The following is a 12,665-nucleotide window of genomic DNA, read 5'->3' on the forward strand; positions in this document are numbered from 1 at the left end:
CCGGCTCCTCTCCCGGCCGATGCCCGCGCCGGGGGGCGGGCGTCACGGTCGGCGTATTCGGCTGCCGGGAGGGGTGCCCGCACAGTCGGGGTGCTCGCCCGCCGAGAGGGGTGCCCACAGTCGGCGTGTTCGCCTGCCGGGAGGGGGTGGGGGCGGTTCCGTCGAGGGGGCAGGTTGTCGCACACTCCCCCGCTCATGTCGCTTTCTGCCGCCCCGCGCTTCCTACCGTGAGGCCATGGCATCCACACAGCCGGCAGTGGCCGGCGAGAACAGCTCCGCGGCGAAAGTGCTGGTCGAGCGGGACGGGCCGGTGCTGCGTGTCGCGCTCAACCGGCCGGAGAAGGCCAACGCCCTGGACGCGGACATGGTGGCGCGGTTGTCGTCCGCCCTGACCCTGCTCTCGGACGATCCCGGGCTGCGCGTCGCGGTCCTCCACGGCCACGGAAGACACTTCACCGGCGGGCTCGATCTCGCGTCCATGGCCCCGCGGCTGGCGACGGGCGACGACAGCGTTCTGCCCGAGGACGGGCGGGATCCCTGGGGTCTGTACCGGGCCCCGGCCGGCAAGCCTGTGGTCACGGCGGTTCACGGACGCTGTTTCACCGCGGGTCTCGAACTCGTCCTGGGCAGCGAGATATGCGTCGCCGCCGCGGACACCGTCTTCGGACAGCAGGAGGTGAGCCGGGGCATCGTCGCGCTCGGCGGCGCGACGATACGGCTGCCCGAGCGGGTCGGCTGGGGCAACGCCATGCGCTACCTCCTCACCGGTGACGAGTTCGACGCACACGAGGCCTGGCGCATCGGCCTGGTGCAGGAGGTGGTCCCCGCCGGCGAGCACCTGGACCGGGCGCTGGAACTGGCGCACCGGATCGCGGCGCAGGCCCCGCTCGCGGTCGAGGCCACCCTGGCCGACGCGCGCACCGTTCTGGCCGGGCCCCTCGCGAGGTCGGCGGCCGCCCTGCGCGGCGAGGTGGGCCCGCGGCTCTTCGCCACGGGCGACGCCGCGGAAGGCGTCGCCTCCTTGATCGAGCGCAGGGCGCCCGTCTTCCGGGGTGCCTGACCGGCTGCGGAACACCCCGGCCGGCGACGGCTCCCGCCCGCGAACAGAGGAAGAACGCATGCACGCACGCATCGGCGACCAGCCACGGCACTACGAGAGGCTGGGTCTGACACCCGGTGTCGTCCAGGACTGGGAGGACGGGCTGCGGACCGACCCCTCGTCCGGAACGTTCGAGTGGTGGTACTGCGACGCCCATCTCGACGACGGGACCACACTGACGGTGGAGTTCCACACGAAACCCCCGTTCGTCTCGCCTAAGGCACCGCTCACCCCCTTCGTCCTGCTCACCCTGACCGCTCCCGACGGGTCCCGGACCGACAAGACCTTCACCGGGGCACCCGGCGACTTCTCGGCGTCCGCCGAAGGCTGTGACGTCGTCATCGGCCGCAACACCTTCCGGGGCGGCAAGGACGGCTACGCCGTCCATGTCGAGATCGAGGACGTCGAACTGGACCTGAGGCTCACCGCCCGGGTTCCGCCCTGGCGTCCGGCCACCGGGCACGCCTTCTTCGGCCCCGGGGAGGAGCATTACATCGCCTGGCTGCCCATGGTGGCCCGAGGCGACGTGCAGGCCCGCCTGGACGTCGGCGGCACGGTGCGGGAGGCCGGGGGCGAGGGCTATCACGACCACAACTGGGGCGACATCGCGCCGCGCAAGGTGCTGGACCACTGGTACTGGGGGCGGGCCCGGATCGGCGACCACACCGTGGTCACGCTCATGTTCGTGAGCCACGAGCGGTTCGGGAAGGTTCCGCTGCCCGCGGTGCTCGTCGTGCAGGGGAACGAGGTCAAGGTCTCCGCGGTCGGTGCCGACGCGGTGTCGTTCACCGAACGGGACGTACGCGTCCGCCCCGCGACACGCGTTCCGGTCGGCTCGCACCTCGAATACCACGTGTCGGACGGGTCCCACCGCTACACCGTCGCCTTCGACCACGAGCAGGACGTGTTCCATCTCGACTTCGGGCAGGCGGGCGCCTACCACCGCTTCCTGGGCGTCGCGTCCCTGCACCGTGCCGGCAACGACAGCACCGACGGCACCCACGGCGCCGAGCCGCTCCGGGCCAAAGCCCTGTGGGAGCTCCTCCACTTCGCGCCCCTGCGGCAGTCGCCTGCACCGGAGGCCGTCCCGGTCATCGGTCATCAGGCCTGACCTGGGACGGTACCGTCGTCCAGCCGGACGCCCCACGGCCGTCGCGGGCGCGGGACGGGCACCCGCCGTCCGGGGCGGGACACCAGGCTGGTGCGAGGAGAAGGGGGGTGTGCCATGCGGTTCGGTGTGGTGGCGGTCGACGGATGCTGGGACTCCGGACTGACCTCGGTGCTCGACGTCCTGCGGACCGCGCACGTCGCGCGTGAGCGTGTGGATCGTGGGCTTCCCGGCCTGGACTGCGTGCTGCTGACCCCCGGCGGTGCCCAGGTCGCCACGGCGGGCGGACTCCTCGTGGCCGGAGCGTGCCCCCTGGAGGACGCGGCCGCGGCGGGAATCGACCTGCTGCTCCTCCCGGCGCTCGGCGCGCAGAGCCCGGCGACCCTGGTCGACGCGCTCATGCGCCCGCAGATCCGTGGCGTTCGTTCCGCTCTGCACCGGTGGACCGAGGGCGGCGGTCCGGTGGCCGCCGCCTGCACGAGCACCTTCCTGCTCGCCGAGGCCGGACTGCTCGACGGGCGCCGCGCGACGACCACGTGGTGGCTGCGTGACCTGTTCGCCCAGCGCTATCCGAAGGTCACGCTGGACATGGACCGCATGGTGGTGCGGGACGGCGCCGTCGTCACCGCCGGCGCGGCGTTCGCCCATATCGACCTCGCGCTGAGCCTGGTGGCGCGGATCAGCCCGCGGCTGGCCTCCGAGACCGCCCGCGCGCTCCTGATCGACCAGCGGCCCACGCCGAGCGTGGCCGCGTTCACCGACCACCTGCACGACCAGGACCGGCTGGTGGGCGACTTCGAGGCCTGGGCGCGCACGCACCTGCACCTCCAGGTCGGGGTGGCGGATGCCGCGCTCGCCCTCAAGGTGACCCGCCGCACCCTGGAACGCCGGGTGAGGGAAGGGCTGGGGACCTCTCCCTACGCCTTCCTGCGGGCCCTGCGCGCGGAGCGGGCGGAGCATCTTCGCGCGACGACCTCGCTGCCGGCCGAGGACATCGCCCAGCGTGTGGGCTACCGGGACGCGGGCAGCGTCCGCAGGCTGCGCCCCGGCCGCTGACCCCGCGCCGCCCGCCGCGAACCCTTCGGCTCGCCTACGGCCGGCGGCCCGGCTCCCGGCCCGGCTCCCGGCGCGGCGGTGAGCACCGTCTACTCATGTGCCCGCCCCCGCCCGTGGCTCACCGTGGAGGGCACGAGGACGGTCTTGCCAGGTTCCGGGGGCCCGCCATGAGCGGTGGCCCAGGTCCCCGGTCGTGTGACGGCTCCCGTGGGGACGGGACCGTCGCGCACAGGTGGCCGTGTCCCGCCCGCCAAACACGCCGGGCGGCACGGCCGCCTCGCCCCGCGCGGGCTCGACCCGGCTGCCCGGTGCGGCGGTACACCGCGTCCGGTCGCCGACTGCGGGCCGCGGGCGCCCTGTCGGGGCCCCTCGGGAGGTGTCCAGTGAGTGCACCGGCCGCCCCGGCGCGGGCGGCCCGCCTCCTGCGGCTCGCTCGTCCCTGATGTCCGACCGTGAGGAGATTCCCCGCCATGACCAGCACCCTCGGCACCTCGTCCGCCCGCTCCCGTACGTGCCCCGCCCGGCTCCAGAACGTGGCGTGCGACGTGGACGCGGCGGCGCGGCACCAGTTGTGGTGGACCGCTCAGCAGACGGCCGGACAGCCCGAGCGCCCGCCCGTCCAGGCGGACCATCTGCGTCAGTGGGCGGGCGTCCTCATCGACGCACTTCTCGGCTTCGACGACGACATACAGCGGTTGCCGGGTCCGCAAGCCGATGTGTGGCGGCGAAGGATGTCGTTCTCCACCCGGCACCGGCTGTCCCCCGTCACGGGGAATCTGCCGACGCGACGGTGGCTGGTCCATGCCCGGCAGCGGACGCACATCCGTCTTGCCCTGCCCACCGACCGGCGCCTGTACCAGCTCTGGGTTCCCCATCTGGTGGACGCCGTCCGGGGGCTCGTGGGGCAGAGTGCCGCGGCGGCCGCGCAGTCGAGACGGTCCGGAGAGGATCCCGGTGTCACGGCCCATCTCCTGAACGCGCGGCACAACCTCCTGCACGCCTGCCTGCACCTGAACCGGCACACGCGCTAGGACGAGGCCCTCGCCCCTCCATGCCACACCCCGCCGTGCCGCGGCGTCGGCTCAAGTCTTCGGGTTCAGGGCCTTCTTGAGTTCCGCGCGGGTGGACACGCCGAGTTTCCCGTAGATGTTGTACAGGTGGTTCTCCACGGTCCGGCGGGAGATGGACAGCGCGTCGGCGACCTCCTGTGCCGAGGCGCCCGAGCTGGTCAGGAGCGCGATGTCGCGCTCGCGGGGCGTCAGTGCCGCCGCCGGTTCGGGGGCCGTGCTCAGCAGGGGGGTGCGGGCGCCCTCGCACCGTGCGGCGAGCAGGTCCGTGCGGTTGGCCGCCGCGGTGGCTTTGCGGGTCTCGCCGGCGCGTTTCCATCCCGCGGCGGCCGCTGCGGAGGCCTCGGCCGCCAGCAGGTCCGCGCCCATCTCCTCGAAGGACCGTGACACGGCTTCGAGAGCCTTGGCGTCTCCTGTGGCCAGCTCGGTGACGTAGGCGGCCCGGGCGTGGGTGAAGGGCGAGTCGCTGGTCCGTGCGAGGTGGGTGATCCGCTCCAGCACCTGCCGGGGCCCGCCCAGCCGGGCGACGTCGGTGAGCAGCGCGGCCTCCGAACTGACCACGCCCGCGTCCCGGGCCAGCAGGGCGGCCTCGACAAGCACTTCGCGGGCGGCTTCGAGGCGGCCCGCGGCGGCGTGCAGCCAGGCTGTGGCGAGGCCGTCCTCGCCCACGAACAGGCCGACGCGCGGGTACTGGTGTGCCTCGGCCAGTGCCTTCTCGGCGGCGTCGTCGTCGTCGATCTGCGCGGCGGCGGCCGCGAGCCCGCACAGGGCGGGGCGCATGGCGAGGGTCTGTCCGAGCGGGCGGCCCAGGGCGATGGCTTCGGCGTACCAGTGGCGTGCGGAGCGGGGGTGGCCCGCGAGCCATTCGGCGCGGGCCAGCTGCAGTGCGGTCCAGACGTGCGGCACGTGCGCGCGTGCCGCCATGAGTTCGGTCAGAGCCTGGTTGCCGACGGTGCGTGCCTCGTCCAGCCGGCCGGCCTCGGCGAGGGCGAAGACCAGGCCGTTGCGCTGGGCCGCGGGGTGCAGGTAGAGGGCCTGGTCGTGGTGTCTGAGGTGGACGTCGTAGGCGGTCCGGGCGGTCGTGACGGCTTCGGCGGTGCGGCCCGTCATCGTCAGTCCCGGGGACTTGTACATGAGGCTGAGGAGCAGCACGTTGACGTCCGCCGGGTTGTCGGTCTCGTACGTGATCTCGCCCAGGGCGTCGAGGCCAGCCTGGGGGTCGCCGCAGGCGATGCGGATGGTCGCCTCGGCGGAGCGGATGCGGAACTTCGCGGACGGGCTGTGGGCGTGCCGGGCCGCCTGTTCGATCACTTGGAGGGCTTCGGCCTGATGTCCCTGTACCCAGAACAGGTTCTGCACCCGGGTGAAGGCGACGTCGAGGATCTCGTCATCACCCTGTGCCAGTTTCTGGGCCTGTACGAGGACCGCTTCCACCTCGTCGGTCCGGCCGGCCTGTGCGAGGCAGTGGCCGAGGAGCAGCAGGCAGGCGGTGTCCCTCTCCTCCTGCGGGACGGCTTCCAGGAGTTGTACGGCCCGGTCGTAGCTGTGGGTGTCCTGGGCGATGCGGGCGGCGGCGAGGAGTTGTCCGGTCTCGGCGGTGCCGGTGGCCTCGACCTGCCAGGCGACGGAGCGGAAGAAGTCGCCGCGCCGGCGCAGGCCGTGTGCGGTCAGGGCCTGTGCCTGGTTGAGGTAGAGCCGCCGGCGTTTGAAGGGGGGCATGTTCGCCTGGAGGACTTCGCCGTAGACCGGGTGGGTCAGGTCGATGCGGGTGCGGCGTCGGTCGAGGAAGACGTGTGCCAGGTCTTCGGCTTCGAGTTCGAGCAGGGCTTCGTCGCGTTCCGTCTCGGACAGGAGGCTGTCCGGGGTGATGGTGCCGCAGAGGGAGATGGCTTCGAGGAGGGTGCGCGCGGGGGGCGAGAGGGCCGACAGTCTCGTCTCGACGAGTTCGGCCAGGTGCGGTGTGGTGGTCTCCGGCTGTGCGGCGGGCGCCAGTTCCCAGACCTCGCCGTCGTTGTGCATGGTCCGGGCGTCCAGTGCGGCGATGACGAGTTCCCGCAGGAAAAGGGGATTTCCCGCGCTCTTCAGGTATATCTCGTACGACGTTCTTCGGCTGACGGGTCCGTCGAGCATCGACTCGAGGAGATGGTGGGTTCCCTCCTGGTCGAGGTTCTTGAGATTCACCTGACGGAATCCGAATCCGGTGGTCAGCGACCGGGCGTCCTGGGGTGCCGGTTGGCCGTCGCGCGCGGTCGAGAGAAGGAATATCTTTCCCGCGTCGGAAAGGCGTTGGAGGATGATGAGGGAGGACTGGTCGAGCAGGGGAATGTCCTCGACGAGGAAGAGGGTTTCCTTCTTTTTCCCTCCTTCGATTTCCGACGCTATGCCGGTGAACACGCCCGTGACGTCGGCGGTGGTGGTGCCTGCCGGGATGATGTGGGCGAGGGCTCCGAAGGGGACGGCCGAAGCGCCTTGGGTGGCGGTCGCCCGGACGGTGTTCCAGCCCTTCGACGCGCCGATGTGAAGGCATTCGTCGGCGAGTCTGGACTTTCCCACGCCCTGGGGGCCGTGGATCGAGAAACCCCGCCCTCCGGGGTCGGCCAATGCCTCGCCGTAAAGGGCCAGTTCGGTGATGCGTCCCACGAGAGGCTGTTGTCCGGCGCCGATTTTTTTCATCCTCGAACGTCCTCGCAGCAATGTGGGGTCCGCCGTCGGGGAATATCCGGTCACCCACGGATCATTCCCAGGCTCTCCATCATACGCGCGGCGTCCGGCCTCGCCCTGGTCCGCTATTGGGTCCCGGGGGCGGTCCGGTGTCCTGTTTCAGGGGCCGGTGGCGGGTTCAGCCGGCGCAGTTGTGGAAAGGCAGGGGGATTTCCTCGCGCAGCCGCGCGAAGAGCGCGGGGTCGACGTTCCCGCCGCTGATCACGGCCACCTGGCTGCCGGCGGCGGGGAGGTCGTGCTCGTGGTAGAGGTGTGCCGCCGTGGTGACCGCCGCGGACGGTTCGACGCTCATGTCGGCGTGCCGTGCCAGCAGGGCCACGCCGGAGGCGATCTCGTCCTCGGTGACGGTGACGATGTCGTCGACGAACGCCCGCAGGTGCTCGAAGGCGAGCTGTCCGACGGTGGTCGTGCCCAGGCTGTCGGCCAGGGTGCGGGCGACGCGTTCGGCCGGCCAGGACACCCGCCGTCCGCGGTGCAGGCTCTCCTGGGCGTCCGCGGCGAGTTCGGGCTCGACGCCGACCACTTTGATGCCGGGGCGGGTGAGCTTGAGCGCGGCCGCGACCCCCGCGATCAGTCCGCCGCCGCCGACCGGCACCAGCACGGTGGTGACGTCCAGGCCCAGGGCCACGGCCTCTTCGGCGATCTCGAGGCCGACCGTCGCCTGGCCGGCGATGATGTCGGGATCGTCGAAGGGCGGGACGAGCACGTGGCCGTGTTCCTCGGCGAGCTGCCCGGCGAGGCGGGCGCAGTCCCGCGCCGGTGCCAGCCGGACCTCGGCGCCTTGTCCGGTGACGCTGTCGATCGTCGCCTCGGGGGTGGTGGAGGGCAGGACGATCGTGGCCTTCACGCCTTCGAGGCGGGCCGCGTGGGCGAGGGCTCTGCCGTGGTTGGCGCTCGCGCCCGCGACGACCCCTCGTGCCCTTTGGGAAGCGGGCAGCCGCAGGAGGAAATTGGCGGCGCCCCGGATTTTGAACGAGCCGGTGACCTGCAGGTTCTCGGGCTTCAGGAGCAGTGTGCGGTGTCCGCAGGAGGCCCAGGGCGCGGCAAGCAGCGGGGTGGGGGAGATGACGGGCTCAAGGCGTTGGCGGGCGGCGTAGATGTCGTTGAACGTCAGGACGGTCATGGCTGGGCCTCGTCCCTCCAGGACAGGAGATGACCTCCGGTCGGGTTCGTCCGGGGGCCTGGGCCGCGCGGTCGGCGTCCGGTGGGGGCGCGTGTCCGCACGGCCCGGTGGCCGGTGCGGCCCGCTACCGTGCCGAGCGGGCGGCCCGGCCGGCCGCGTCGTCGGCGGTGGCGTCGACCTGGCGGTGGTCGGCCACGGTGTGGCTCTTGGCCGTGCGCCGCAGCAGGAGGGCGACGACCACGGCGGCCAGGACGGCGGTGGCGGCGCCGCTGACCATGGCGAGGTGCATGCCGGAGGCGAAGGCGTCCCGCGCCTGGTCGACCAGCGACAGGTTTCCGGTGGCCTCGCCCGCGTGGGCGGCTGCCGCGAGCGAGGAGCGGGCGGCGTCCGCGACCGGGGCGGGGACCGCGCCGACGTCGAGGTGGCTGCGGTATCCGGCGCTCAGGACGCTGCCCAGGACCGCGATGCCCAGCGCGCCGCCCAGTTCCCGGGACAGGTCGTTGACGGCGGAGCCGACGTTCTGCAGGTGCGGCGGCAGGGCGTCCGTGATCGCGGCGGTGGCGGGAGCCATGGCCAGTCCCATCCCCGCGCCCAGCGGCACGAGCCCGGTCACGAGCAGCCAGTACGAGCTGTCGGCGTCCAGCCGTGCCATGACGAACAGGCCGGTGGCGACCAGGAGCAGTCCCACGCACCAGGGGCCGCGGGCTCCCCTGCGGGCGACGAGACGCGGGCTCAGGCGGGCGCTGGGGATCATCGCCGCGGACATCGGCAGCACGCTCACCGCGGCCACCAGGGCACTGTCACCCCGTACGAGCTGCAGATACTGCATGACGACGAAGATGAATCCGAAGAAGGCGAAGAACTGCAGCGTGATCGACAGCGATCCGGCCGCGAACGGCATCCGACGGAACAGCCTCGGGTCCAGCAGGGGGTGCGGGTGGCGCAGCTCCCAGGCCACGAACACGCCCAGCACCACCAGGCCGGCGGCGATGCCCACCAGGGTGCGCGGGCTGGCCCAGCCGTGCTCCGGTGCCTGGATGACCGAGAAGACCAGCACGCCCAGGCCCAGCACGGTCAGGACCGCGCCGACCACGTCGATGCGCCGGCTGTCGGGCTGCGCCGACTCCGGGACGAAGCGGTGGGTGCCGATCAGCGCCACGCCCGCCAGGACGACGTTCAGCCAGAACACCGAGCGCCAGGACCACAGTTCGAGGGCGGCGCCGGAGGCCAGCAGGCCCAGGACCGCGCTGGCGCCGGCCACGGCGGCCCAGATGCTGACCGCCCGTGCCTGCTGGGAGCGCGGGAAGGTGCTGGTGATGGTGGACAGCGTCGCCGGCATGATGAAGGCCGCCGCCACGCCCAGTACGCCGCGCAGGACGATCAGGACGATCGGGTCGGTGGTGAACGTGGCGGCCAGGGAGACTCCGGCGAAGGTCGCCAGGCCGCCGAGGAGCGCCTTGCGGCGGCCGAAGCGGTCGCCCAGGGTGGCCGCGAGGAGCAGCAGGGCGGCGAAGATCAGACTGTAGGCGTCGATGATCCACGAGAGCTGGGTCTGGTCGGCGTGGGTGTCGCGGGCGATGTCCGGGAGGGCCACGTTCAGTGAGGCCATCGCCGAGACGACGGTCGCCAGGGCCAGACAGGTCACGACCAGTACGGCGCCGTGACGTACGGCGGGTGCCGGGCCGTCGGGGTGGTCTGAGGGGATGAGACCGTTCACGAGAATGTCCTTGGACGAATGATCCGAGACGGACGAACCGCCGGGGAATGCCGGATTCGTGGATTCGTGGATTCGTGCTGTTCACCAGCCTGGCGGTGGCCCGCTCGCGGGGAATGAGTAACGCGCACTCAACCCGGTCAGGGGCTCACGATCGCCCAGTGGCTGACCAGCCCGTCGTGGGCGGCGTCGCCGGCGTCCGTGGCCAGGGCGTCCACGATGTGGGTGCCGCGGCCGTGTTCGTCGGCGGGGCGGTCGGCGCCGTACTGGTCGCCTGCGGGGCGGGGGCCGCCGTCGGTGACCGAGACCAGGACCGCCTCCTCGCAGTGGCACAGGCTCACGGCGATCGGCGGCTCGGCGTAGTGGACCGCGTTCGTCACGAACTCGGAGACGACCATCAGGACGTCGTCCGCGGTCTCCTCGTGGACGCCCCAGGCGTGCATCACCCCGCGTGCCGCGCGCCGCGCGGACGAGGGCGCCTGCGGACCGTGCTCCAGGACCAGCCGCCAGACGCCCGACGTCTCGTCCGCCCGCGACGGTCCGGCCGCCGGGGAGGCGAGGAGGGTCTGCGGCGAGCCGGCTGTGGCGGTGGGGCACGTCATGGTGATCACGACCTCGGAGAGCTGCTGTGCGACTCTTCCAGGAAACGGCCGTGCGCCCTTTGAGGACTGAGAAAACGCTACTCAAACCGTGCGGCGGTGTCGGCGGCGGTACCCGGGCTCCCGGCCCCCGCGCGCGGGCTCGGACCGGGTGCGGGCCTGGTTACCCTTGCCGCGTGATCATGCCGACTCTCACCCCGATGGGGTTCACCCCGGACGAGATCGCCGAGGCCGTCGGCATCTACGCGAGCAACCCCGAGTACTGCCGCAGCTCCGGTGAGTACGACCCCGAGCACATCGCGCCCGACCGGGTCGAGGCCGATCTGCGCGAGGAGGCCGGGGGCGAGGGGGGTCATGTCCTGCTCGCCCGTGACGCCGAGGGCCGGGCCGTGGGACTGGTCTGTCTGCTGGACCGGCACCCCACGGACGGATATCCCTGGATCGGGCTGCTGATCGTGCACGGGGACCGGCGCCGCCGGGGCATCGGCCGGCTGCTCGTGGCGGCCGTCGAGGAGCGGTTCCGTCGCCAGGGGCGGGACGGTCTGAGGATCGCCGTCCTGGAGAACAACCCCTCGGCCTCCGCCTTCTGGGGTTCACTGGGCTGGCAGGAGATCGACCGCCGCCGCGACATCCAGTGGGGCCGGCCCTGCATCGTGATGCACAAGCCGCTGGCCTGAGCCGGACCCGTCGTCAACTCGGTCCGGTTTCCCGGCTCTTGGGCCGGGTGGTGGCCGTTCGCCGGCTCGAGCGAGTTCTTGTACGAGCCTGCCGGCGGCCCGGGTGAGCCGGATGTGGCGGCCGTAGGGCTGGAGCACGGGATGCCCGAGTGCCGTCTCCAGCCCGGCCAGTCGCCGGCACACCGCGAGTGGTGTCATCTTCAGTGCGACGGCGGCCCGTGACAGCGTCCCCTCGCGGGCCAAGGCATGCAGTATCGCGCGTTGTTCATCGCTGACCACGCAAAGCCCTCCGGACAGCTCGGCGAGAGTGCGGGAGGTTCCGGGCGCTGTTCCCGGCAGCAGTGGCGAGCAGCAGTGGCGAAGCGAACTGCCGCCGGGCGGCGAGTCTTTGGTGCCGGTCTTTGATGCCGGTCCTCGGTGCCGGTCCTTGATCCCGGTCTGTGGTGCCGGCCGCGCCAGGGCACTCTCTGTTTCCGGACAGCAGCCTGGCAGCCGGCGTTGTCGCGGTGATGAGTATCCGGTGCTCATGAGCGGACCGGCCGAACCGGCCGGACCGGCGGCGGACGAGCTCGCTGGGCCCCGAGGACTGACGCCCTCGCGGGGGTTCTACCCGGCGTCGGGGCGTCCCACCTTGCGCAGCAGGTCGGCGAGTTGAGCCTGCTCGTGGACCGAGAGGCGGTCCAGGTCGTCGGCGATGGCCCGGACGTAGGCGGGCATGGTCTCCTCCACCGCCGCGCGCCCGGACCCGGTGAGTTCGACCATGACCACGCGGCGGTCGTGGGGGGACTTCTCGCGGCGGACCAGGCCCCGCTTCTCCAGGTTGGAGATGACGACGGTGAAGTTGTTCGGGCTCTTCAGGTGCTTCTCGGCCAGGCGTCCGGCGGGCAGCGGGCCGACGTAGTACAGGGTCTCCAGGGCGCCGAACTGACTCGTCGTGAGCCCGGAGGCGAGCAGGGGGCCGCTGGTGCGCGCCTCCACCGAGGCGGCTGCCCGGATCAGTTTGATGAAGAGGTCCAGCGACCGCTTCTCGCGGGCGCTCCCGTCGTAGTGCGTGGGCATCGCACGCCCCCTCTCCGTCACTCTCTGCGCTCGTGGCCGACCCTACCGGTCGCCGAAGCCGTGCCGAAAACTCCCGGCACCGCGCCCGCGGACGGCCGGCGAGATGAGTAGCGCTTGCTCAGCCGGGCGGTGGGGGCGGCTGCCTAGCGTCGGGGCATCCGCATCGGCGGACATCGAAAGGAGCATTTCCATGAGGACCGGTTCGTACAACCACAACGAGATCGTCGTGAGCGTCGACCTCGACGGCGCCGGGAGCGCCGAGCAGGGCTTCGCCGCCGGATCGATGAACCACAACGAGATCGTCGTCGACGGCGGCGCGCAGGCCTGCGAGCCAGCGCCGAAGGACGTCGAGGCGGGCACGACGCGTCGTGCCGGGGCGATCGGCGGCAACCACAACGAGATCGTGCTGCGCCACGCCCCGTTCGACGAGGCCGGCGAGTAG

General features: G+C 72.1%; 12 protein-coding genes. 6 read left to right on the top strand and 6 right to left on the bottom strand.

What is annotated here, in order from left to right:
* Positions 1-235: 235 nt before the first annotated feature.
* The 4 genes from ACZ4TO_RS28615 (at position 236) to ACZ4TO_RS28630 (ending at position 4,294) form a co-directional block, all read left to right on the top strand.
* Positions 236-1,060 carry a crotonase/enoyl-CoA hydratase family protein gene (locus ACZ4TO_RS28615; RefSeq protein WP_382785864.1) on the top strand — a complete coding sequence of 275 codons (825 nt, stop codon included), beginning with the start codon at positions 236-238 and terminating at the stop codon, positions 1,058-1,060.
* 58 nt (positions 1,061-1,118) lie between these two features.
* Entirely contained in the window at positions 1,119-2,210 is a 1,092-nt protein-coding gene (locus ACZ4TO_RS28620; RefSeq protein WP_468025587.1) for a hypothetical protein, read from the top strand.
* A 114-nt stretch (positions 2,211-2,324) separates the two neighbouring features.
* On the top strand, positions 2,325-3,263 hold the full coding sequence (locus tag ACZ4TO_RS28625; RefSeq protein WP_468025588.1) for a GlxA family transcriptional regulator: 939 nt from the start codon (positions 2,325-2,327) through the stop codon (positions 3,261-3,263).
* 470 nt (positions 3,264-3,733) lie between these two features.
* Positions 3,734-4,294, top strand: coding sequence for a hypothetical protein (locus ACZ4TO_RS28630; RefSeq protein WP_468025589.1), 561 nt, complete (start codon positions 3,734-3,736; stop codon positions 4,292-4,294).
* A 51-nt stretch (positions 4,295-4,345) separates the two neighbouring features.
* Here ACZ4TO_RS28630 and ACZ4TO_RS28635 read toward each other — a convergent pair whose 3' ends face one another.
* The 4 genes from ACZ4TO_RS28635 to ACZ4TO_RS28650 form a co-directional block, all read right to left on the bottom strand.
* Positions 4,346-7,003 carry a LuxR C-terminal-related transcriptional regulator gene (locus ACZ4TO_RS28635; protein WP_468025590.1) on the bottom strand — a complete coding sequence of 886 codons (2,658 nt, stop codon included), beginning with the start codon at positions 7,001-7,003 and terminating at the stop codon, positions 4,346-4,348.
* 166 nt (positions 7,004-7,169) lie between these two features.
* A complete protein-coding gene (locus ACZ4TO_RS28640) occupies positions 7,170-8,174 on the bottom strand; it encodes a threonine ammonia-lyase (protein WP_468025591.1) in 1,005 nt (334 codons plus the stop codon).
* Positions 8,175-8,298: 124 nt separating this feature from the next.
* A complete protein-coding gene (locus ACZ4TO_RS28645) occupies positions 8,299-9,891 on the bottom strand; it encodes an MFS transporter (RefSeq protein WP_468025592.1) in 1,593 nt (530 codons plus the stop codon).
* 137 nt (positions 9,892-10,028) lie between these two features.
* The gene (locus ACZ4TO_RS28650; protein ID WP_382785847.1) at positions 10,029-10,490 is read right to left on the bottom strand and encodes an ATP-binding protein; all 462 of its coding nucleotides are present in this window, start codon (positions 10,488-10,490) and stop codon (positions 10,029-10,031) included.
* Positions 10,491-10,669: 179 nt separating this feature from the next.
* Here ACZ4TO_RS28650 and ACZ4TO_RS28655 point away from each other — a divergent pair, with 179 nt between their 5' ends.
* Entirely contained in the window at positions 10,670-11,164 is a 495-nt protein-coding gene (locus tag ACZ4TO_RS28655) for a GNAT family N-acetyltransferase (RefSeq protein ID WP_468025879.1), read from the top strand.
* Here the strand turns inward: ACZ4TO_RS28655 and ACZ4TO_RS28660 are convergent.
* Positions 11,081-11,692, bottom strand: coding sequence for a helix-turn-helix domain-containing protein (locus tag ACZ4TO_RS28660; protein ID WP_468025593.1), 612 nt, complete (start codon positions 11,690-11,692; stop codon positions 11,081-11,083). The genes ACZ4TO_RS28655 and ACZ4TO_RS28660 overlap by 84 nt on opposite strands.
* 78 nt (positions 11,693-11,770) lie before the next feature.
* On the bottom strand, positions 11,771-12,223 hold the full coding sequence (locus tag ACZ4TO_RS28665) for a MarR family winged helix-turn-helix transcriptional regulator (protein ID WP_451075989.1): 453 nt from the start codon (positions 12,221-12,223) through the stop codon (positions 11,771-11,773).
* A 190-nt stretch (positions 12,224-12,413) separates the two neighbouring features.
* Between ACZ4TO_RS28665 and ACZ4TO_RS28670 the strand changes: the two genes are divergently transcribed.
* Positions 12,414-12,665, top strand: a complete 252-nt coding sequence (locus tag ACZ4TO_RS28670) for a hypothetical protein (RefSeq protein WP_451075990.1) — start codon at positions 12,414-12,416, stop codon at positions 12,663-12,665.

It is taken from the genome of Streptomyces sp. NPDC028298 (genome assembly GCF_055565895.1).

Bases quoted from the DNA above. Each gene is read 5' to 3' on its own strand.
- ACZ4TO_RS28615 (WP_382785864.1), top strand. From the start codon at position 236: ATGGCATCCACACAGCCGGCAGTGGCCGGCGAGAACAGCTCCGCGGCG.
- ACZ4TO_RS28620 (WP_468025587.1), top strand. From the start codon at position 1,119: ATGCACGCACGCATCGGCGACCAGCCACGGCACTACGAGAGGCTGGGT.
- ACZ4TO_RS28625 (WP_468025588.1), top strand. From the start codon at position 2,325: ATGCGGTTCGGTGTGGTGGCGGTCGACGGATGCTGGGACTCCGGACTG.
- ACZ4TO_RS28630 (WP_468025589.1), top strand. From the start codon at position 3,734: ATGACCAGCACCCTCGGCACCTCGTCCGCCCGCTCCCGTACGTGCCCC.
- ACZ4TO_RS28635 (WP_468025590.1), bottom strand. From the start codon at position 7,003: ATGAAAAAAATCGGCGCCGGACAACAGCCTCTCGTGGGACGCATCACC.
- ACZ4TO_RS28640 (WP_468025591.1), bottom strand. From the start codon at position 8,174: ATGACCGTCCTGACGTTCAACGACATCTACGCCGCCCGCCAACGCCTT.
- ACZ4TO_RS28650 (WP_382785847.1), bottom strand. From the start codon at position 10,490: ATGACGTGCCCCACCGCCACAGCCGGCTCGCCGCAGACCCTCCTCGCC.
- ACZ4TO_RS28655 (WP_468025879.1), top strand. From the start codon at position 10,670: ATGCCGACTCTCACCCCGATGGGGTTCACCCCGGACGAGATCGCCGAG.
- ACZ4TO_RS28660 (WP_468025593.1), bottom strand. From the start codon at position 11,692: ATGAGCACCGGATACTCATCACCGCGACAACGCCGGCTGCCAGGCTGC.
- ACZ4TO_RS28665 (WP_451075989.1), bottom strand. From the start codon at position 12,223: ATGCCCACGCACTACGACGGGAGCGCCCGCGAGAAGCGGTCGCTGGAC.
- ACZ4TO_RS28670 (WP_451075990.1), top strand. From the start codon at position 12,414: ATGAGGACCGGTTCGTACAACCACAACGAGATCGTCGTGAGCGTCGAC.